Source organism: Vibrio marinisediminis, assembly GCF_014050145.1.
In the GTDB taxonomy this organism is placed as follows: domain Bacteria; phylum Pseudomonadota; class Gammaproteobacteria; order Enterobacterales; family Vibrionaceae; genus Vibrio; species Vibrio marinisediminis.
Genome location: NZ_JACFYF010000013.1, coordinates 29,012 through 51,722, shown reverse-complemented (window position 1 = coordinate 51,722; position 22,711 = coordinate 29,012). Strand labels below are relative to the sequence as shown.

The window sequence follows — 22,711 nt, the reverse complement described above, 5'->3', positions numbered from 1 at the left end:
AGGAAAATGATGTATATGTCAGCGCTATCAATTAAAAACAAACTTACCCTCGCCTTCGTATTCGCTATCTTAATTATGACTGCCGTTCAGACATATTTAACAAGTAAGCAAATTCTAGACGAAACACAACATTCAATAACCCAATATGGAAACACTCTACTCGATGGTAAAGTCGAGAGTATGGACCAATGGTTCACCTCTAAAATCGATGTAGTCCGCTCTTCTTCTGACGCATTCATCAACCAAGGTGATCCTGAGTCTTATCTTGCCCAAGCTACTAAGTCAGGTAATTTACGTGTTGTTTATGCCGCTCTAGACAGTGGTGAATTCTTACTTGGCGTCGATCTCGATATCCCAGAGGGCTTTGACCCAAGAACTCGTGACTGGTATACCGACACGATAAACAAAGGGGGCGTCAATATTACCGAACCTTATCTTGATGCGGCATCCAACAAACTGGTCATTACTGTAGCGGATTCATTCTCTGCTGGCGGCGTGAAAGGCGTCCTAGGTGCCGACGTAGAAATCGATACACTGGTCAGCAATGCGGTGCAAATTGATGATGAAGGTGTTACGGCGTTCTTGACCAACAGTAAAGGCAAAATTGTTGCCCATGAAGACAAGTCACTAACACTGAAAGATATCCAACAAATCTCTTCCGATCTAAACGTTAATACCATCAATCAACTTTCTACTAGTACTGATTTGGTTGAAGCCGTCATTTCGAACACTGATGTATTGATTACATCAAAAGCCATTCCTAATACCGATTGGTTTTACACCATAGTGATTGATAAAGACTATGCATTCCAATCTCACCATTTGTTAATTGGTCAGTCGATGTTTATGGGTTGCTTACAAGTCTTGATCATTGCGGTGATTGCACTGGTTATTGTTAAAAGAGCCTTGGCACCACTGAACCATCTAACCGATTCAATGCGTGATCTAGCCGAAGGTAATGGTGATTTAACTAAACGCATGGTGGTTGATACAAAAGATGAAATTGGTCTTCTTGCAACTCAAGTCAATGCGTTTATCGCTAAACTTCAAGAGATTGTCCACGACATTTCCGACTCATCTGACAATCTAAATAGCCAATCTGAAGTCAGTACCAAAGTTGCAAAAGAGATCAGTGATTCACTCTCGGCGCAGTTAAACGAGATATCACAAATAGCAACCGCCGTTCATGAAATGTCTGCCACAGCAGAAGAAGTAGCGAACAATGCCAAATTAACTGCCGACTCTGCCTACAGTTCAACAGACAACTGTGAACAAGGTAAACGAGTGATTGGACGAAACCAAGAGTCAATAACCAGCCTTGCCTCTCAGTTAGAAAATGCGTCGAACGTTATTGGCGAGTTGGAACGCAATGCGCAAGACATCAACACGATTATTTCTACCATCAGTGATATTTCAGAACAAACCAACCTACTCGCTCTCAATGCCGCCATTGAAGCCGCGCGTGCTGGTGAGCAAGGTCGAGGTTTTGCCGTCGTAGCTGATGAGGTACGCGTGTTGTCGCAACGTACTCATAGTTCTACGGTTAAAATCCGTGAAATGATCGAAAGCTTGCAGAAAAACAGCCTGGAAGCGGTTCATTCAATGAATCAAAGTCGCGAACTTGCTGCTTCTAGTGTTGACGATGCAAATAATGCAACAGAAGCTTTGGAGAGAATTACTATTTCGATTCAGGAAATTTCAGACATGGCGTCACAAATTTCCAATGCCGCCTCCGAACAACGAACAGTAACTGAGGAAGTAAGCAAAAATATTCAGCAAGCGAATGACCTTTCATCGCTTCTCTCTGAAGAATCACGCAACTCAAGTTCACTGTCGGAAGATCTAAGACAAATATCGAGAAGACTTAATCAACAAGTTCACCTCTTTAAATACTAATTTCTTTATTTTCTAAGCCCTGATATTCAGGGCTTTTTTATGCACCCCATTCGTTACAAATAAATTACCTTTGTAATTACATTGAAATTTAAATGTATATTTAAATAAACAAATTATGCTTGAATTAGTTAACCGCTTCTGGCTCATAACTCTTTGATTTTCACTGTAAACATGTAAACTTGCGACGCTTTACACTAATAAAGTCAGTAATATCAATTAATATTGCGATAGGCGTCTAATTTTTAATCGCACTATTGCATTTGCACTCATCGCCTCTGGTATTCTCTCGTCGATTCCCTGTCGAGTACTGGAAAATACATATGTCTGCGCTATCAATAAAAAACAAACTAACCCTTGCTTTCGTTTTCTCTATCTTGCTAATGACCACCGCTCAAACTTATATTACGAGCAAGCAGATATTTGACGAAACAACCCGTTCTATTAATCAATACGCGACAACATTACTTAACGGTAGTGTGACGAGTATGGATCAATGGATTAAAGCAAAAATTAATGTTGTACGTTCTGCTTCTGACGCTTTTATCGACCCCTCTGAAGCACAACCGTACCTTTCAACTGCGTCTAAAGCTGGCGACTTCCGTGTTGCTTATGCTGGTCTAGATGATGGTCAATTTATTCTTGGTATCGATTTAGGTACACCTGAAGATTATGACCCACGTCAACGTGATTGGTATAAAGACACCATTAAAGCCGGTGGCGTTAACATCACAGAGCCTTACCATGACGTGCAAAACAATGGTCTGAACATGACCATTGCGGTACCTTTTACTCAAGGTAGCATCTCTGGTGTCCTAGGTGCTGATGTTGAAATTGATAACTTAGTAAGCGATGTTATCGATCTTAAGGTTGAAGGTGTCGAAGCCTTTTTAACTAATAGCAAAGGCAATATTGTTGCTCACAAAGATCCAAAACTTTCGCTAAAAACCATCGATAACATTTCTCCTGACTTAAGTGCTGCACAAATCACTAAACTTGCTCAAAGCCAAGAGTTAGTAGAAACCGTCATTTCCGGTTCTGACGTATTGATTACATCTAAACGCGTACCAAACACAGATTGGTACTACACAATTGTCGTTGATAAAGAACACGCGTTTCAATCGCATGAAGGCTTATCAGGTCAATTAATTATCATGGGCTTGATACAAGTTCTGATGATTGCTGTTATCGCTTGGGTCATTGTTAAGCGTGCACTTGCTCCACTGAATAACCTGAGTGAGTCAATGCGTGATCTAGCAGAAGGCAACGGTGACTTAACCAAACGTATTGAAGTGAAAACTCAAGACGAAATCGGTATTTTGGCTAGCCAAGTCAATGCGTTTATTGCCAAGCTGCAAGAGATTGTTCAAGACATCTCTAATTCATCTAAGAACTTAGATAGTCAATCTGAAGTAAGTACCAAATTGGCGACGGATTTAAGTGAATCATTAGCAACTCAGCTCAATGAAGTATCTCAAATCGCGACGGCTGTTCATGAAATGTCAGCAGCGGCAGAAGAAGTTGCAGGTAATGCAAAACTTACCGCAGATTCAGCCTACGGTTCTACGGATCACTGTGACCAAGGTAAACGAGTTATTAAACGCAACCAAGACTCAATCACTAACCTAGCTTCTCAGTTAGAAAATGCGGCACGCGTGATTGGTGAACTTGAGCGTAACGCACAAGACATCAACACTATCACTTCAACAATCAGTGATATTGCAGAGCAAACTAACCTTCTAGCGCTAAATGCGGCGATCGAAGCGGCACGTGCTGGCGATCAAGGTCGTGGATTTGCAGTGGTTGCGGATGAAGTTCGAGTTCTTTCTCAACGTACGCATAGCTCTACGGTAGAAATTCGTGAAATGATCGAAAGCCTACAGAAGAACAGTGTTGAAGCTGTAGAGTCTATGACTCGTAGCCGAGATCTTGCTTCTTCAAGCGTAGAAGATGCTAACGATGCAACAGAAGCACTAGAGAAAATCACCATCTCTATTCAAGAGATTTCTGAGATGGCATCACATATCTCGAATGCCGCTTCTGAGCAGCGCACCGTAACTGAAGAAGTAAGCAAAAACATTCAGCAAGTGAGTGATATTTCAACCCACTTGACTCAAGAGGCACAAAGTTCTCGTTCGCTTTCTGAAGACTTACGTCAGATTGCAATGCGATTGAACGATCAAGTACATCTCTTTAAGCACTAATTCTTAAAGCAAGTTAAGTAAAAGCCCTGCATTGCAGGGCTTTCTTTTTTCAGAACCATTAATGTTAGTTTCTTACCACTATCTGCCGAGGAACCAATTCAACCCCTGCTTCATATCGTTTCGCTGCCGCATTGAGTGCCAATGCCAGCGCACTGTCCGCAATTATCTCAAACTGTTGACATAATGAATTCACTTTAAACGGAAGGAAATCTAATAAGCGGTTGTCACCAAATGTCGCAAGCTTCAGCGTGGTTGAGAGTTCAGGATGCACTAGCAATTCGTCCAACACCCCTTCAAGTAAGGTATATGACGTAGTCACGATGGCTTCGGGTACATTCCCTTCTTCGATCCAACGTGCAAAAATTGCTTTGCCTTCTTCTCGATTAAAATGGTTTCCATAGCCTACTTTTACTGCGAGGTTTGATTCACTCGCCACACGACGAATCCCCTGCTCTCGTACACGTGAAACGGTTAATTCTGGTAGTGCGCCTATTACACCGATGGTTTGAACACGCTCTGATACAATGGAACTAGCCAGCTCATATGCACCATCAAAATCCTCACTAAGTACACAGCAAAAGTGTTCGTCATCTAACGGACGGTCAAGAGCAACGACTGGCGTACCTCGGTTTTGTAGCGCTAAGTAAAAGTCGTTCGCATCAGCGATACAACTTGCGACAAACAGGGCATCAATCTTACGGCTGACTAAAGCATGAACAACCGCTCGTTCGGTTTCTGGGTCGTCGTCTGAGCAAGCAATTAATATCTGGTAGCCTGCTTTACGCGAGTTTTGTTCCAGTAATTTAGCGAGACGAGCATAACTGGTGTTTTCAAGATCGGGAATGATTAAGCCAAACGAACGACTGCTCCCTACTCTTAGTGAGCTTGCCGCAAGATCGGGGCGATAATTGTGTAGCTCAACCACTGCCATTACTTTTTGCTGTGTTTTTTGGCTGATCCTATATTGCTGAGCTTTACCATTAATCACATAACTCGCTGTCGTTTTCGACACGCCAGCTAACTTTGCTATTTCATCTAATGTCATTATTAATCCGATTTTCTGTGGGTTGGATCAAAATTTAAAAACGATGATCACTAACTTATTTGCATTATAAGCTGAATCGATACAGCATTAAAGCTGAAAGGATTCAGCAATGAGTTTATTTGTAGTAGTCATCTCAATTTCTACTAATCTAGAGGCATTTGCTGAATTTTTTTAACCGCTTGCTGAATCGTTTCAGCTTTAAATCAAATACATTAGACCGAGGTTAATATGCTCAAGCTTTCCGTCCAAGATATCACGCTTAATCAGGTGCATGAGGATAAGCAATCAGCTATTGCATTCCTGGCAGAACAACTTACAGATAAAGGCTTTGTTGATGCGAATTACCATAGCGGTATGAAAGAGCGTGAAGCTCAAAGCTCAACCTATCTGGGCAACGGCATTGCCATTCCACACGGCACCACCAACACTCGACATTTAGTTAAGCAAACAGGTGTCACCATTGCTCATTTTGCCAATGGCGTCGATTGGGGTGATGGCAATACCGTATTTCTTGCTATCGGCATTGCAGCAAAAAGTGATGAACATTTAGGTATTCTGAAACAGTTAACTAAAGTGCTCTCTGAAGACGGCGTAGAGCAAGCATTGAAAAATGCGCAAAGAGCCGAAGAGATTATCTCGCTTTTAGCTGGCGAAACTCAATTTGCTATCGATTTTGACGCGAGTCATATTCAATTAGATTTCCCAGCAAGTGACATGTTGCAAATGGCTGCGGTATCCGCAGGATTACTGAAAAACAGTGGCAGTGTCAGCAACGCGTTTGTGGCTGACATCGTCTCTAAATCCCCTACCCATCTTGGCGATGGCGTGTGGCTAGTAGCATCAGATAAAGGCGTAAATAAAACCAGCATGGCCTTTGTATCTACAGCTAATCAATGCTTACACGATAGCCTTGCAGTTAATGCGTTAATTGCATTCTCGGGTTGCAACAATGCGCATCTTAGCCAGCTCAACACACTGACCGAATTAGTCATCAACAAAACGATAGGAAGTCTCGTTGATAGGTCAGCTGTCGAGCTTATCGACATATTCAATCCTGATACACAAATCACCAACAACCCAATGAGTGACTCAGTAGACGACAATCGCGCTGTGTTCAAAATTCGTAATGCTCACGGTTTACATGCTCGTCCCGGCGCAATGCTAGTTGCATGCGCGAAAAAGTTTGACAGTGCTATTACCGTTCGTAACCTCGATGCCGAAGGCAACGCAGTCAACGCTAAGAGCTTAATGAAAGTCATTGGTCTGGGCGTAAAACATGGTCACCAACTAGAGTTCTCGGCACAAGGCAGTGATGCCATCGATGCAATTGCCGCAATTGGAAGCGCTATTGAGTCAGGCTTAGGGGAAGGTTAAGCAATGAAGATATTGAACAAAGTCGTCACCATTACCTTAAATCCAGCTCTGGATCTGACTGGCTCACTCGACACGCTAAATAAAGGCAGTGTCAGCTTAGTGAACAGCAGTAATTTTCATGCTGCTGGTAAAGGCGTTAATGTCGCCAAAGTACTGTCTGATCTTGGTGCGAATGTAACTGTGACGGGGTTTTTAGGCGAAGACAATCAAGCGCTATTTTGCCAGCTATTTAATGACATTAACGCAACCGACCGCTTTGTCCGAGTCAAAGGCTCCACACGAATCAACGTAAAACTTGTTGAACAAAGTGGCACGGTGAGTGACATCAACTTTCCCGGAGTGTGTGTTGATGACCATGCCATTGAATTGTTCGAAACAACATTAGACGAATTGTGCCAAGACCATGAGTACTTCGTTCTCGCGGGTAGCCTACCACAAGGGGTGACAGCTGAGTTGTGTGCCAAATGGGTATCGCAACTACAGCAACGCGGAAAAAAAGTCATTTTCGACTCAAGCCGCGCAGCACTCAAAGCGGGTATTGGAGCAGCCCCTTGGCTAATAAAACCCAATGATGAGGAATTATCAGAGCTTATTGGTAGCAAAATCCAAACAGCACATGATGTAACAAGCATCACCAAACAACTTAGCCAAACTGGTATCGAAAATATCGTTGTTTCTATGGGAGCGGAAGGTGTGATGTGGTTAAACCAAAACCAATGGTTGCGCTCTAAACCACCCAAAATGGAAGTCGTAAGCACAGTGGGCGCTGGAGACACCCTTGTTGCGGGCATGTGTTGGGGACATATGCAAAACATGAACAAAAACGAATTACTTCGTTTCGCCACCAGCTTATCCGCGTTGGCCGTTAGCCAAGTCGGTGTTGGGGTAAACGATTTTTCACTGCTACACACCTTACAAGAACAAATTGAGATCAATCCAATTTCGTCATTGAACGAATAGCAAAATACACGAATAACAAAAGGTCGATGTTATGAACGTAACTATTATTACTGCTTGTCCTAGTGGTGTTGCTAACAGCATCATCGCAGCTGGACTTTTAGAGAAAGCTTCGCAGACTCTCGGCTGGACAGCCCATATTGAATGCCAATCAAACATAGTCAAATCAGATCTCGTATCTGAAGAGCAAATTAAACAAAGTGACTTTGTGCTTATTGCTGCAAACACCGAGGTCGATGATTCACGTTTCGTTGGTCACAAGGTCGCACGAGTGACTATTGATCAAGTCATTCAAGACGCTAAACAAGTGCTAGTCACGAGCTCTGAAACCGCAGACGTTCTCAGCACTAGTGTCATGCTGCCATCAAACGATACCTTAGCCACTAAGAACATTGTTGCCATCACCGCATGTCCTACTGGCGTCGCGCATACATTTATGGCTGCTGAAGCGCTTGAAGAACATGCAAAGAAAATGGGTCACCAAATAAAAGTGGAGACTCGTGGTTCTGTCGGTGCAAAAAATCAACTGACGGATCAAGATATCGCTGACGCTGATCTGGTTATTATTGCCGCTGACATTGAAGTTCCGCTTGAACGGTTTAATGGCAAACCATTGTACAAAACCAGCACTGGTCTTGCGCTGAAAAAAACAGAGCAAGAAATCACTAATGCCTTTAGCCAAGCAGCGCCATACCAATCTACAGGTTCTAATGTGTCTGCTGCCGCGTCAGAAGAGAAAAAAGGCGTCTATAAACACTTAATGACGGGCGTATCGCACATGCTGCCTGTCGTTGTTGCGGGCGGTTTGATTATTGCACTCTCTTTTGTGTTTGGCATTGAAGCTTTCAAAGAAGAAGGAACGCTTGCCGCTGCGCTGATGACCATTGGTGGAGGTTCAGCATTTGCGCTAATGATCCCCGTTCTCGCAGGATTTATCGCATTCTCTATTGCTGACCGTCCGGGTCTGGCTCCTGGTTTAATTGGTGGTATGCTAGCAAGTTCGACAGGCGCTGGCTTCCTCGGTGGTATAGCCGCTGGTTTCATCGCTGGTTACGCCGCAAAATTCATTGCCGATAGAGTGCAACTTCCTCAGTCAATGGAAGCATTGAAACCGATTTTAATCATTCCATTTGTTGCAAGCTTATTTACAGGCTTGGTGATGATTTACGTAGTTGGTGGACCCGTTTCTAGCATCATGGCGGCGATGACTGAGTTTCTAAACAACATGGGTTCAGCCAACGCGGTTCTTCTTGGCGTGATCCTTGGCGCAATGATGTGTTTTGACTTAGGTGGTCCGGTAAACAAAGCCGCTTACACATTTGGGGTTGGGCTGCTCGCTTCTCAAACTTACGCACCAATGGCTGCAATCATGGCGGCAGGCATGGTGCCTGCACTTGGTATGGGTCTAGCCACTTTCCTAGCGAAAGAGAAATTTGAAAGCGGTGAACGCGAAGCTGGTAAAGCCTCTTTTGTACTCGGTTTATGCTTTATCTCTGAAGGTGCGATCCCATTTGCAGCAAAAGATCCAATGCGCGTTATCCCAGCTTGTATGGCGGGTGGCGCTCTAACGGGTGCACTTTCGATGCTATTTGGTGCAAAGCTAATGGCCCCTCACGGCGGACTGTTCGTACTACTAATTCCTAATGCTATTTCACCTGTACTGATGTACTTAGTGGCCATTGCAGCGGGTACCGCTTTGACAGGCTTCAGCTATGCATTCCTAAAAGGTAGAGAAAAGAAAGTCGAAGCCACTGTGTGATCTTGCCTAAAATTCTCGCATTCAAGCGTCTCACATGAGGCGCTTTTTTTATCTCATACTCCCTCACCCCACAAGCTCCCGCAATTAAGCGCCGTGTTGCTTATAAATATCTCCTCCTGAAATGACTACGCTATATACCAAACGATTATTTTACGAAACAAATACCCGTAAATATGATATGAAAATAATCACAAATAAGGTGCATATATAGACATGTTTGCACCATTGCGAGTCAACACATTTCATCAAGCCTAGTAACACATTGATAGATGGTAGATTCCTAGTTGGCGCGCTTCTTGTAATTACCTTTCCTAGACACAAGGTCTAGATATGCTGACGCATTAAGGAATGACTATGCAAGATACTCTCACCGTGATCCTCGCAGGGGGCGTAGGTTCTCGGCTCAGTCCGTTAACTGATGACAGAGCAAAACCCGCCGTTCCGTTTGGGGGAAAATATCGCATCATTGATTTCACCTTAACGAACTGTCTTCACTCAGGTCTCAGGCAAATTTTGGTACTCACACAGTATAAATCCCACTCACTGCAAAAGCATTTAAGAGACGGTTGGTCACTGTTTAACCCTGAACTCGGTGAGTTTATTTCCGTTGTTCCTCCACAGATGCGCGGTGGAGGAAAATGGTATGAGGGAACCGCCGACGCCATCTATCACAACCTATGGTTAGTCGATCGTAGCTCCGCTAAATATGTTGTTGTTTTGTCTGGTGACCATATCTATCGCATGGATTATGCGGCAATGATAAAGCAACACAAAAGAACAGGAGCAAAGCTAACCATAGCTTGTATGGAAGTGGCACAACATGAAGCGTCTGAGTTTGGTGTTGTTGATAGCAATGAACAAGGTGAAATCACCCACTTCATTGAAAAACCTACCGACCCGCCATCGATTCCCGGCAAACCCGGGCGCAGCTTCGCATCAATGGGGATTTACGTTTTTGATGCCGACACGCTTAAAGAGTGCTTACAAAATGACGCTATGCATGAGTATTCTAGCCACGATTTTGGTAAAGATATTATTCCAAAGCTTATAGAGACTGGAGATGTATTCGCCTACAAGTTCTGTACAGAGCAGGGGCGCGTGGCAAAAGACTGTTACTGGCGGGATGTCGGTACCATTGATTCATTCTATCAAGCAAATATGGACTTACTAGAACCAGTCCCGCCCATGAACATCTATCAACGAGATTGGGCAATTAGAACCTATGAACCACAATACCCTCCAGCACGCACTGTCTCGTCGGCAACAGGAAACGAGGGAATATTCATCAATTCAATCATCGCGGATGGCGTGGTTAATATCGGCGGCTCAGTACAGCACTCCATCATCTCCCCAGCAGTGCAAATTGAAGATGGAGCAACCGTCATGGATAGCATCTTGTTTAACCACGTCATCATTGGTGAAGGGTGCCAAATTAAGAACTGCATCATCGATAAACATGTAACGATTCCAGCTCATAGCAAAATCGGTTACAACTCCGTAGAAGATGCAAAACGATTCCATATTTCCAAAAATGGCGTTGTGGTTATTCCAGAAAGCTATCAATTTGAATGATGATACAAGGGATGGCGCGGTTAGTTATCTCACACCTAATCAATATCGGGAAATGAGCATATTTCTATATCGCAAATAGCAAAACACCCTCATTCGAGAGGGTGTTTTTAAGAGATTGACTAGATCTCCTATAGGGGATCTTTAGTATTACTCAAAAATAAAAAATTAAAAACGGTAAATTTGTAAACTATCTTTTCCCATTTTTCGGGTATTTCACGCGCAATTCTTTATTTATAAGTTAAATTATCTTTACGGAATATTGTCATTATATTCACACTCAAACGCTTGTATTACATTTACCGAATCCCCATCTTTATATATGTGATTATACTTGCTGTCACAACACTAGCATTACAATAAAAAATTGAGCTCTCACACGAAGAGGAAAACAAGAATGTCGATGAAATTTGCTTATCAAAACTCTACAAAAATCTTTTTTGGTCAAGGTCAAATCGAAGCCATCGCCACTGCAATCCCTGCAGATAGCCGCGTTTTAGTGGTATACGGTGGCGGTTCAATCAAAAAGAACGGTGTTTATGACCAAGTGGTCACAAGCCTTGCACAGCACCAATGGCAAGAATTTTCAGGTGTTGAACCGAACCCAACCAAAGAGACGCTTGATAAGGCGGTAGAAATCGTTAAATCCGATCGAATTGATTTTATTCTCGCTGTCGGCGGCGGCTCAGTTATCGATGGATGTAAGTACATTGCGGCAGCATCACACTACGCCGGAGATGGCTGGGATATTTTGGTTGGCAAACATACCGTTACCTCTGCCACACCACTCGGCGCTATTCTTACCCTACCCGCGACTGGCTCTGAATCAAACTCTGGTGCGGTGATCACTAAGGCAGAGACCCAAGATAAACTGCCGTTCTTATCTCCGTTTGTTCAGCCTATGTTTGCAGTGATGGACCCAGATGTAATGAAGTCACTACCAGAACGTCAGCTCGTTAACGGTCTTGTTGATGCTTGGGTGCACGTGTGTGAACAATACTTAACGTTTAATCATGGTCATATGGTTCAAGATGGTTATGCCGAAGTACTGCTACGCAACTTAAAGCAACTTGCTGATCAATACCCTCAACGTGATAGCGATGAGTGGCGTGCAAACTTAATGTGGACAGCCAACCAAGCGCTTAACGGGCTTATCGGCTCGGGTGTGCCTCACGATTGGGCTACACATATGATTGGACATGAATTGACAGCATTATGGCATGTAGACCACGCTCGTTCGCTCGCGATTATTCAACCTTCGCTTTTGCGCAACCAGCTAGACAATAAACGCGCCAAACTTGAAAAGCTGGGTACTGAAGTTTTCCGCTTACCACAAACTGGCGATCTTGCTGAGCGCACTATCGATGCGATGGAAGCTTTGTATAACAACCTAGGTGTCAGCACTAAGCTCACTGAATACCAGGGTGAAAAAACAGCTGCCGTTGATAAAGTGATCGAACAATTGCAAAAGCATGGCATGGTTGCATTGGGTGAAACCCAAGCAATCACGATTGAACAAAGCAAGGCGATATTACAAGACGCTATTGCATAATGCATAACGCACATTGATTTACTATTCCCCCGGCTTAGTGACTGCGCTAAGCCGGCTCTTTTTTATTGCGATGAATGCAAGCCAATGATATTACCTTCCGTGTCGGCAACCAACGAGATAAAACCATATTCGCCAATCGCCATTTTGGCTTGCTTAAGCTGACCTCCCGCCATTTCCGCGCGTTTCGCTTCAACACTACAGTCTTGGCATGAAAAATAGACTAAGGTGCTATTACCGCCAACTTTGATCCCATCCATTTTAACCAACGCCCCTGTTGCGCCATAGCTCTGCATTGCAGATCCAAAGGACCACATAACAATATCAGACCCATTCGGGTCATTTACTGGCTCAAGTGTTACTTTAAAAACGTTTTGATAGAATGCAATCGCACGCTCAATATCACTGACATAAATTTCAAACCAACCAATCGGATTGTGCATCGTCAAACTCCTTACAAAATAGTTGGTCTTTTAAACATAGTGGCAATAATCAAAGAGTGCTGGCGCTCAATGCGTTACCTTGTAACATAAGCGTATCCACGTTTGATTATCTGGATTTGTCATTTGAACGCTTTGTTTAAAAAAAATCAGCACTTATTAACAAAATCAGATAAGATCTAAAAGTTTAGTAACCCCCCGATAAACTTAACTATACCAGTAAGAGGGAACGAGAAATTTATGTGGCTAGTGATTGCTGCCTTGTGTTTGGTTCACATCTATTCGATTAGCCATGGACCTCGATGGCTATTCTATTTAACCAAACCTTTACCAGCTGCATTACTTGCAGTGATGGTTTTTCTTACCCCACCAACACAACCTTCGGATTACGGGTTATATATTGGTTTAGGCTTGGCAATCTCCGTGATTGGCGACATTTTCTTAATGCTTCCAAAAGACTGCTTTCGTGCAGGATTATTCAGTTTTCTTGTCGCACAATTCACATTTGGCTATGCATTTTTACAGAAAATAGAAAGTTATCAGCCGACTTGGCTGCCTATTCTGTTTGCTTGCGTTGGTTTGATTGTGTACCTGCTATTACTGCCAAGCATCGGCAAAGACAAATGGTATGTAGGATTATATTTTGTCAGTATTTTATTCATGGCAAGTAACGCAACGGTTGCTTGGATTAGTTCCGGAGGTCCAATCGCTGGGATGGCCATGATTGGTGCTTACATCTTTATTATGTCTGACCTTGTACTGGCAATTGACCGTTTTCGTGCCAGTTCAGCATTCTCGCGCCATGTTGTCATGTTTACCTACTACACAGCGCAAGCTTTATTTGCTCTTTCTGTTTTGTGGGCGAGTTAACTGATTACGCCAACAGTGCAACTAATCCCGCTATAGATTGCTCAACGGTGTTTTCCAATTCAAGTTTTGTGGTTATATAGACCTCATTAGGGTTGTTTGACGCCTCAATGGTATGGCACAAATCATGTAAAGCTATCAGCCCGAGGCTTCCCGCCGACCCTTTAAGCTTATGGACCAATTGCTTCACCTCTTGAGAATCCCCTTCACTGCTGGCTAGTTGGAGTTTCTGAACCATTTCATTACTGCCTTGTATAAACAAATCGACAATTTGGCGCATCTTCTCTTTGCCAAGGATTTGTAAATCATCTTCCATCACTTTTTTGTTAATCAGAAGGTTGGCGTTTAACGTTGCCACGGCGTTTTTTTGTTGATCAAGCAAGAGCGTTTTCCCTTCTAATCGATTTTGAATCAGTTCACACAATGCGTCTTTATCAAGTGGCTTTGCTAAGTAACCATCAAAACCTGCACTGAGGTAACTCTCAACTTCTTCACTAAATACATGAGCCGATACGGCGATGAATGGCGTTTTATCACGTTCCAAAAGGTCCATTTTGTCTTGGATCGTTCTTAGCTCCTCAAGCAACTCTCTCCCATCACAATCAGGCAGATTAATATCAAGCAATGCGATATCAAAACGCTGTTGATTAAATAGCTGCTTTGCTGTTGCGCCATCTTCAGCAATGGTCACTTCATGCCCCAAACTGGTTAGGAAACCTTCGGCGACAATACAGTTTACTGGGTTGTCTTCTACAAGTAATACTTTAGCCTGCAGTGAATTATTAACCACTTGTTCTTTCTTGATGACTTCTTTGCCTTCTTGCAGAGGTAAGGTAAACCAAAATCGACTGCCGCGCCCAACTTCCGATTCAACGCCTAAAGCACCGCCCATCGCTTCAACAATTCGCTTGCTGATCGCTAAACCTAGCCCAGTGCCGCCTTTGCTACTTAGACCACCTTCAGCTTGAGTGAATGCATCAAATAGATTTTCCATCTCTTTATCCGAAATGCCGATACCAGAATCAGACACTTCGAAAGTCACATAGCGGTCGTCTTCTAAAGAAACGTAAATATCAACATAACCCGTTTCGGTAAACTTAATGGCATTGCCCACTAAATTGGTCAGCACTTGGCTAATACGCGTCACATCACCTAGCCAGAATGGCTTGATGTCACTTTCAATCAAGCAGCTTAGCTCAAGTTGCTTCTCTTGTGCTCGCCCTTGCATAAGTTGGTTTACATCATCAACCATGTAATGCAAATTGAAATCTATCGGACGTATTTCTAGATGACCGGCTTCAATTTTTGAGTAGTCTAAGACGTCATTTAGAATCGCGAGTAAGGTTTTACCACTGCGATTAATTATATCGACGTAGTAAGACTGCTGTGAGTTTAAGCCTGCATCTCTAAGCAATTGTGCCGTACCCAATACACCATTCATTGGTGTGCGGATTTCATGGCTCATCGTTGCTAAGAATGCTGACTTAGCTCGACTCGCCTGCTCTGCTTCATGACGGGCTTGTGCGTGATTGAGCACTTCGTCATTCAAACGCTTATTGGTATCTTGCAACTGCACGGTGCGTTCAGTAACAAGCTCTTCCAAGCTCTCTTTATGTACTTGTAATTGACGCTTTGCTTCTCTTTCACTTTCCGCCACGATTTTCAGTGCTTGAGCGGTATTTCTCGCGGTGATGATCGCTTGCCCCATATGGGCAAGTTCGTCGTTACCTTTAACGGTCAGATCCACCTTGAGTTGCCCTTGGGCGATAGAAAGTAATGCAGAAGAGTATTCCGCCAAACGTTTCAGTACCGATACGTACACCACTTTCCAAATAATAAGTGCGACGATCACTAAGCCTAGAATGGTGATAATAGTCAGCGTTAGTTGCGCATAGTTGAGTGTGGTTTTTAACTCATCAACTGCTTTGGTTGTCGCGCGATTCGAGTCATCCACTAGTTTATTAATTGTCGTATTTAAGGCGCTGAATTGGTCGAGCGTATCTTGCATTAGCTTTTGTGATTGCCGCTCATTCATGTGCCGTTGCAGCACGACTGAAAAAATCACTTCACGTTTTTCTAGCTTAGTGATCAAGTCAGACATTTGCACCGAACGTGTTGGGTCTTCCACCGCTTGTACACGACGCTTCATAATGGTGAGATTGTGATTAAACTGCTCGCGAATATCATTCAGCCGCACTGAACTACTAATGGTACGGATTTCTTCTATTTGGTTAAGAAGTTGAAACGCGAGTAGGTGTAGTTCATGTAAACGCTCAGACAAGTCTAAATCCACCTCAACCAACGCATCGAGTGCTTGATAGGCTTGTTCGGTTTTATCACGCGCCAAAAGATCATAAATATGAGTAACGTTTGCCACTGCAATCGTACTGGTATTGGACACCTGCGTACGGGTAAGTTGCTCAAGCTCCTGCGCGAGGCTGCGCATTTCTTCGGTGCGAGCTGCGATATCCTTTTCTAAAAATATTTTTTTCTCAACACCAATGCCTAACTTACCTAAAGTATCTATGATTTTTTGAACATCAGATTCCAGCGTGGTGAGTAGTTGAGAATCGAAGGAGTCGGAACCTAATTGTTTAATATGGGTTAGCAAAGCACTAAGTTGATCAAATAACTCTTTACCAGATTGCTTTCTTTGTTCCTCTGTTTTCGAGTTTGTCAGTGTTTGGACGGACGAAATTATGCGAGAACTCAACTCTGCAACCATACGAGCTTCGATCATCGATGGAATTGCCGAGTTAACCACGTTGCGTTCAGTTTTCGCTACCGATGAAAACCCAAACACACCGATAAGAGAAGATATTAGCACCAGCAGTGCCATCGCAAGAAAAGCAAACAGTAGCTTGCGCCCAATACTGGCTTTAGCAAGTAACATGAAAATTGATCACTTCTTAACTCCTACAGAATGCGCTATATTCTGCAGTGTTTACACTATTTAATCCAACGAAAAGCGTCATGTCATTTTCTCAAACGTTGAATATCCGCATAAAACTCATCGCTTCATTTATATTTTGCTCATTATTTGCGAATTCAGTTGCTGCGAGCGACCCATTGCGCATTTGTGCACTCTACCCTCACCTCAAAGATTCTTATTGGCTATCGGTTAATTACGGTATGGTTGACGAAGCTCGAAAACAAGGTGTCGAACTCCGCGTTTTGGAAGCGGGAGGTTACCCAAATAAAGATAAACAACAAGAACAGTTAGCGCTGTGCAGCAAATGGAATGCTGACGCGATCATCTTGGGTACTGTTGCACCAGACATGTTCTACTCAACCTTAGAGCAAGCTTCAACGTCGATCCCCGTCTTTGCCACTGTCAATCAACTCGATGTCGATCAAGCTAATGCCAACATATTAAAAGGTGAAGTTGGCGTCGATTGGTATTGGATGGGTTACTACACAGGCGAATATCTAAAACGTAAACACCCAAAAGGTTCAGGGGTAACAAATATTGCTCTGTTACCAGGCCCTAAATCGAGTGGTGGCACCAAGCCCGTCATTCAAGGACTGCTCTCTGCCTTACAAGGTAGTGATATACGTATTGTTGATACCTATTGGGCAGACAACGATAAAGAGTTGCAACGCAACTTGGTGCAAAAATCGATAGAATCGCACCAGATTGACTACATTGTTGGTAGTGCTGTGGCAATTGAAGCGGCGATTAGTGAGCTTCGTAATGCGGGTAAAACGGGGAAGATCGGTTTAATATCGACCTATCTTAGTCATGGCGTCTACCGTGGTTTGTTAAGAAATAGAGTTGAATTTGCTCCTACAGATAAGATGGTACTGCAAGGACGACTGTCCGTTCAGCAAGCTATCCATTACCTGAATGGGACACCTTATGAAAAAATTGAAGCGCCAATCATTGAAGCTTTGACACCAAACAAACTCAACCCTAAAGTGGTTGCCGAGTCTCTGTCTCCATCAGAGTATCGCCCTACGTTTTACGTTCATAATTAGGATTATTAGATGCAAAAAACAACGCGCACCATGCCTGCCCACAAACACGTTGCACTCGTTGCTCATGATAACTGTAAGCCAGAATTACTGCGTTGGGTAAAAGAGAACAAAGAGAAGTTACAAAAGCATTTTCTTTACGCAACGGGAACCACAGGGCACATGCTGAGCAAAGAAACCGGGCTGGCAATCAAATCTCTGATTAGTGGTCCTATGGGTGGCGATCAGCAATTAGGCGCGCTCATTTCGGAAGGGAATATTGATGTCCTGATTTTCTTTTGGGATCCACTCAATGCCGTACCCCATGACCCAGACGTAAAGGCGCTACTGCGTATTGCTAGTGTTTGGAACATCCCAGTCGCAACCAATCGTGCAACCGCAAAATTCCTCTTTTCTTCCGAGCTCATTGAATCAGAAGTTGATATTGAAATCCCCGATTATCAAGCTTACTTAGCTGAGCGCACTTAACTGTCAATCCCGCTAGATCGAAAAAGTGAGACACAAAAAAACCGAAGGTTTCCCTTCGGTTTTTTATTACCCGCTGCGTTGCACAGGGTAATCATCGTTAATCAGTTCTTTGACGAACATCGAACCGCTCCCATTATAAGCCACCCAGACTTTTTTCTTCGCTCGGGTCAACGCCACGTAGAACAGGCGTCTCTCCTCTGCAAATGGATAATCATCATTAGAGCGAGTCAACACACCATCAAGATGTAAGGTTTTCACTCGCGCTGGAAACTGACCTTCATCCACATTGAGTACGATGACATAATCCGCTTCACGACCTTTACTTGCGTGACAGGTCATAAACTCGATATTGAGTTGTTTAAACTGTTTCTTCCAATCATCGAGTAGCTCTGGCTTATGGTAATGATTGCGAGCAAGCAAGAGTACACTTGCACTCGATTTACTCTTACGATCTAGTTGGTCGAGTATTTTTTCCACATTGCCCATAGGAATTAAAGCCACGGCTTTCGCTTTGTGTTCTTTATGGCTTTTTAATTCTTTTTCCAATTGATTCGGGTTTTGCTGTACAAACTGGTTTGCTACCAAGCCTAGCTGATTGCTAAATCGATAAGTGGTATCAAGATAGTGCAAAGTCGAGTTAGGAAAACGCTGAGAGAACCCAGTAGTTAGATCAACATCCGAACCGGCAAATTGGTAGATTGATTGCCAGTCATCCCCCACAGCAAACAAGACACAATCTTCGTTACGATTGTGAGCACACAAGGCTTCAACAAGTGCCAATCTCTGCGGCGAAATATCCTGATATTCATCAATCATGATGTATTTCCATGGCGCCGAAAATTTGCCTTTAACAACATATTGATGAGCACGGCTTATCATGGTGTTAAAGTCAATCTCGCCCTGCTCTTTAAGCATTTCTTGCCATGCCTGATAGCATGGCCATACCAACGATAATTCGCTATTCAATCGGCTATAATCATTGTGTTCAACAATTTGCTCTTGTAGCTCTTTTTTCGTACAACCCATCGCAGCCAATTGCATGACTTGTGTTTCCAACCAAGCAATAAGCTTCGGGTTTTCAACATGGCTGCCAAGCTCGTCATCACCCGCAATGTATGCAATCGGCCACTTAGCTAAGTGCTTTTGCCAACGCTTGAAACTTGTCGGAGTCATCCAGTGGCGCTTCAACCAATCCATACACCACGCTTGACGTAAATTGTCATCTAACGCCACTGGCGACAGTTTGACCTCATGCCCTTCGACTTGACGCAAGATATACAGACCAAGTTGATGGAACGTATTCACTCGAACTTGTTCAGTTGAAGGACCAACTTTATTAAGTAATCGTTGCTTCATTTCATTGGCTGCATCTCGACCAAACGCCAGCATAAGTATTTGATCAGCTTGAGCCATATGGCTCTGCATTAAATATGCAACTCGTGCGGTTAACACACTGGTTTTGCCTGAACCCGCACCGGCTAACACTAGATTATTGTTATCATTAAGCAGCACGGCTTGTTTTTGCGTTAAGTTAAGCGGTGACGACTCAATTTGTGAAAACAGCACTTCCCAATTATCAAGCTCGTTAATGATCCAATCGTTATTGCGTTGTTGTAACGTTGCTTGTGCGCCCTCAATCCAAGGTAGAACTTTTTGCATACGCTTGGGAAGCCTTTGCGTGGCTTCTTCAAGTGTCATCGACATCTCTGTGAAATCTTGTTCGGCACTTTGAAGCCAATGATCAAGTTCAGAATGAGGTACAAAATGTTGGGCACGTTCAAAAGCCGCAATACGCTCTTCCCAACGAGGTAGGCGCTCTATAAGTTGGGCACATTGCTGTTGATGCCAATGCTGATAATGTTTGATCGTATAGCGCGCAAATTGACGGCATTTATCCAACGGCAATCCTTGAATTAACCAAGATTGCTGCTTGCCTTCTTCCGGATGCGCAAAAAACTGTAGCCCACCCCAAAATACGCCTCGCTTAAACTCGATGCGTCCATTCCAAATATTGAACGGAATTCTATCTTCTTGGCTATCTGAACAAAGGACAAGATAGTCATTATCAACAGTGATGCTGTGGTATTCGTTTTGAATAAAGAACTTTGCAGTCTTATTCGCTATTAGCTGCATTCTTTTCGGCCTATAGATTCCATTGCTCTCATCATACCGTATCAGGGTTTTTATTTGAAAAATGTTTTGAAAATTCCTTGTTAATCATGCAATGGAATAAAAATCGAGCAGTCGGCAACATATATTTATCCACATCAGATGTTTAGTAATAAATGTTTGATACTATAAACCTCCTAAGCACCCGCAATCTTGGCGTCACTCTAAATCTAGGGGCTTGAGGTTAATTGTGTATTAAATTTCCGATAAATGGATGATGGGTAATCTGTGCATTTTTTAAGTCAATTACGTCTCTACTGGGCAAACAAAACCTTCAATTACAGCCTGCTGATACTTACTACGTTATTAGGGGTAGTGATCCCAACTTGGCATTTTCAACTCAACTCATTGATTATTCCGTTAACTTTAGGAGTGATGGCCGCGGCGCTAGCTGAAAGTGATGATAGCTTCACCGGCAGAATTAAATCTGTCACGCTAACGTTGATCTGTTTTACCGTCGCCTCATTTTCTATTGAATTACTGTTCAATCAACCGCCACTGTTTGCCTTAGGGTTATTCTTTTCGACATTTGGCTTTATCATGTTGGGCTCTATTGGTCCTCGCTACGCGAGCATAGCATTTGGCTCATTGTTGATTGCCATTTACACCATGTTAGGCGCTCATGAAAGTACCAACCTATGGTTCCAGCCCCTGATGCTGCTTACTGGTGCTGTATGGTACTTCTTTATGTCGATGATTTGGCACATGTTTTGGCCAATGCAACCCGTGCAACAAAGTCTAGCCAATGTGTTTCTCTCACTGGGCAATTACCTTGATGCGAAAAGTGAATTGTTCCACCCTATCTCTGACTTAAACCCGCAGCCTTATCGGATACGCGAAGCCAACTTAAATGCGGCAACAGTATCGGCACTGAATCAATGCAAAACGACCCTGTTGAGCCGTTCAAAACGCGGGCATATTGATGGCGCCAGTGACCGCTTTTTAAATATCTACTTTCTTGCTCAAGATATTCATGAGCGAGTGAGCTCGAGCCACTACCGCTACCAAGAGCTGGCTACAAATTTTGGACGCTCTGATGTGTTGTTCCGCTTCAAACACTTATTAGAGATTCAAAGCAAAGCTTGCCGAGAGATTGCCACCGCTATTCGTTTAGGGAATGAATATCAATATGACGATTCCATCATGGCGTTGGATGAACTGCAGTCTGCAATTACTTACCTGCAGCAACAAAACAACCCAGAATGGCGATTACTATTGGTGCAGTTGAACTACCTATTCAATAACTTAGCCACGGTCGATAAGCAACTGAGTAACATCAATAACCCAGACGTCAATCGCTTAGAAGAAGGCGTACTTGATGATACTGATGCACACACACCAAAAGTCATGTGGCAGCGTGTTAAGGCGAACCTTAATCGTGATTCGATGCTATTTCGTCATGCGGTGCGCATGTCCATCGCGCTGACTGTTGGTTATGGCATCATTCAATTATTAGGCATTGAGCGCGGATATTGGATTTTGTTGACTACGCTATTTGTCTGCCAACCGAACTACAGTGCAACTAAGCAAAAACTTGTTGCACGTGTCTTAGGGACACTCGCGGGTCTTTTAGTTGGCGCACCACTACTTGCCATGTTCCCTTCCCAAGAGGGACAGTTATTTTTCATTGTCACCTCTGGTGTCGCTTTTTTCGCCTTTAGATTGGCGAACTATGGTTACGCCACTGGTTTTATCACCTTGCTGGTGCTGTTTTGTTTCAACCAGTTAGGTGAAGGTTTCGAAGTGGTTTTACCACGGCTGATCGATACATTAATCGGCTGTGGTTTGGCGGTCGCCGCGGTAACGTTTATCTTTCCTGACTGGCAATCAAAACGATTACACAAAGTGATGGCTGAAGCTGTAAAAGCCAACAAAGACTACCTAGCACAGATTATTGGGCAGTATCGAATTGGTAAAAATGATAGCTTGGCATACCGTATTGCCCGCAGAAGTGCGCACAACCAAGATGCTAATTTGTCTTCCGCAATTAGCGCGATGTTAGTTGAACCCGGAAAGTACCACTCAGCAGTTGATGAGAGCTTTCGTTTGTTAACACTCAATCATGCCCTGCTCAGTTACATCTCTGCGATGGGCGCGCACAGGCAACGTATCGATAATGATTCAACCCACGCACTGGTGCTGAAATCCCACCGGGTTATTCATCGCCATTTGGATGTGCTTTACACCCAACTTCATGATCGCTGTATCGATTGTGATACTTCAGATATTGATGATCCTGCGCTAGAGGCTCGTCTCGCTGAATGGCGTGACGAAGACGATTCCTCAGCACGACTGGTACTACAGCAGTTGTATCTCATCTATAGAATGTTGCCCGAACTGCATTCATTGGCGAGCAAGTGTGCGGTTCGTGTCGCACCGACAACAGTAAAATCTGAAAGCTAGTCTTCTAAAGCGAGAAGTCAGTTTCACTGACTTCTCGCT

General features: G+C 43.5%; 15 protein-coding genes and 1 pseudogene. 12 read left to right on the top strand and 4 right to left on the bottom strand.

Features of this window, described 5'->3' with window-relative positions; all coding sequences use genetic code 11:
* The first annotated feature begins 15 nt into the window (after positions 1–15).
* Together H2O73_RS16590 and H2O73_RS16585 are read left to right on the top strand one after the other, a co-directional pair.
* Positions 16–1,896, top strand: coding sequence for a methyl-accepting chemotaxis protein (locus H2O73_RS16590; protein ID WP_246335956.1), 1,881 nt, complete (start codon positions 16–18; stop codon positions 1,894–1,896).
* A 320-nt stretch (positions 1,897–2,216) separates the two neighbouring features.
* The gene (locus H2O73_RS16585) at positions 2,217–4,097 is read left to right on the top strand and encodes a methyl-accepting chemotaxis protein (RefSeq protein WP_182110044.1); all 1,881 of its coding nucleotides are present in this window, start codon (positions 2,217–2,219) and stop codon (positions 4,095–4,097) included.
* 64 nt (positions 4,098–4,161) lie between these two features.
* Here the strand turns inward: H2O73_RS16585 and cra are convergent, their stop codons facing one another.
* Positions 4,162–5,142 (bottom strand): catabolite repressor/activator, encoded by a 981-nt coding sequence (gene cra / locus H2O73_RS16580; RefSeq protein WP_182110043.1) that lies wholly within the window; start codon positions 5,140–5,142, stop codon positions 4,162–4,164.
* A 228-nt stretch (positions 5,143–5,370) separates the two neighbouring features.
* On the opposite strand from cra, the gene fruB reads away from it, so the two are divergent.
* The 6 genes and pseudogenes from fruB to H2O73_RS16555 all read left to right on the top strand — a co-directional run bounded on the left by fruB (position 5,371) and on the right by H2O73_RS16555 (position 12,353).
* On the top strand, positions 5,371–6,516 hold the full coding sequence (gene fruB / locus H2O73_RS16575) for a fused PTS fructose transporter subunit IIA/HPr protein (RefSeq protein WP_182110042.1): 1,146 nt from the start codon (positions 5,371–5,373) through the stop codon (positions 6,514–6,516).
* Positions 6,517–6,525: 9 nt separating this feature from the next.
* Positions 6,526–7,476, top strand: coding sequence for a 1-phosphofructokinase (gene pfkB, locus H2O73_RS16570; protein WP_182110100.1), 951 nt, complete (start codon positions 6,526–6,528; stop codon positions 7,474–7,476).
* A 31-nt stretch (positions 7,477–7,507) separates the two neighbouring features.
* Positions 7,508–7,790, top strand: a pseudogene (locus H2O73_RS23415) (PTS fructose transporter subunit IIB); the annotation flags it as partial.
* Positions 7,781–9,232: a PTS fructose transporter subunit IIBC gene (gene fruA, locus H2O73_RS16565; RefSeq protein ID WP_497997500.1), complete on the top strand. Its 1,452-nt coding sequence runs from the start codon at positions 7,781–7,783 to the stop codon at positions 9,230–9,232. The pseudogene H2O73_RS23415 and the gene fruA, both read left to right, overlap by 10 nt.
* A gap of 354 nt (positions 9,233–9,586) precedes the next feature.
* Positions 9,587–10,804: a glucose-1-phosphate adenylyltransferase gene (glgC, locus tag H2O73_RS16560; RefSeq protein WP_182110040.1), complete on the top strand. Its 1,218-nt coding sequence runs from the start codon at positions 9,587–9,589 to the stop codon at positions 10,802–10,804.
* Between the two features lie 400 nt (positions 10,805–11,204).
* Positions 11,205–12,353 carry an iron-containing alcohol dehydrogenase gene (locus H2O73_RS16555; RefSeq protein WP_182110099.1) on the top strand — a complete coding sequence of 383 codons (1,149 nt, stop codon included), beginning with the start codon at positions 11,205–11,207 and terminating at the stop codon, positions 12,351–12,353.
* A gap of 62 nt (positions 12,354–12,415) precedes the next feature.
* Here H2O73_RS16555 and H2O73_RS16550 read toward each other — a convergent pair whose 3' ends face one another.
* Positions 12,416–12,793, bottom strand: coding sequence for a VOC family protein (locus H2O73_RS16550; protein ID WP_182110039.1), 378 nt, complete (start codon positions 12,791–12,793; stop codon positions 12,416–12,418).
* Positions 12,794–13,030: 237 nt separating this feature from the next.
* On the opposite strand from H2O73_RS16550, the gene H2O73_RS16545 reads away from it, so the two are divergent.
* Positions 13,031–13,660 carry a lysoplasmalogenase gene (locus tag H2O73_RS16545; RefSeq protein WP_182110038.1) on the top strand — a complete coding sequence of 210 codons (630 nt, stop codon included), beginning with the start codon at positions 13,031–13,033 and terminating at the stop codon, positions 13,658–13,660.
* 4 nt (positions 13,661–13,664) lie between these two features.
* Here the strand turns inward: H2O73_RS16545 and torS are convergent, their stop codons facing one another.
* Positions 13,665–16,550: a TMAO reductase system sensor histidine kinase/response regulator TorS gene (gene torS / locus H2O73_RS16540; protein ID WP_182110037.1), complete on the bottom strand. Its 2,886-nt coding sequence runs from the start codon at positions 16,548–16,550 to the stop codon at positions 13,665–13,667.
* An 80-nt stretch (positions 16,551–16,630) separates the two neighbouring features.
* Here torS and torT point away from each other — a divergent pair, with 80 nt between their 5' ends.
* Together torT and H2O73_RS16530 are read left to right on the top strand one after the other, a co-directional pair.
* Entirely contained in the window at positions 16,631–17,635 is a 1,005-nt protein-coding gene (gene torT / locus H2O73_RS16535; protein ID WP_182110036.1) for a TMAO reductase system periplasmic protein TorT, read from the top strand.
* Positions 17,636–17,644: 9 nt separating this feature from the next.
* Positions 17,645–18,100 (top strand): methylglyoxal synthase, encoded by a 456-nt coding sequence (locus H2O73_RS16530; RefSeq protein WP_182110035.1) that lies wholly within the window; start codon positions 17,645–17,647, stop codon positions 18,098–18,100.
* Positions 18,101–18,166: 66 nt separating this feature from the next.
* Here H2O73_RS16530 and helD read toward each other — a convergent pair whose 3' ends face one another.
* Positions 18,167–20,233 (bottom strand): DNA helicase IV, encoded by a 2,067-nt coding sequence (gene helD / locus H2O73_RS16525; RefSeq protein ID WP_182110034.1) that lies wholly within the window; start codon positions 20,231–20,233, stop codon positions 18,167–18,169.
* A 264-nt stretch (positions 20,234–20,497) separates the two neighbouring features.
* Here helD and yccS point away from each other — a divergent pair, with 264 nt between their 5' ends.
* A complete protein-coding gene (gene yccS, locus H2O73_RS16520) occupies positions 20,498–22,672 on the top strand; it encodes a YccS family putative transporter (protein ID WP_182110033.1) in 2,175 nt (724 codons plus the stop codon).
* Positions 22,673–22,711: the final 39 nt, after the last annotated feature.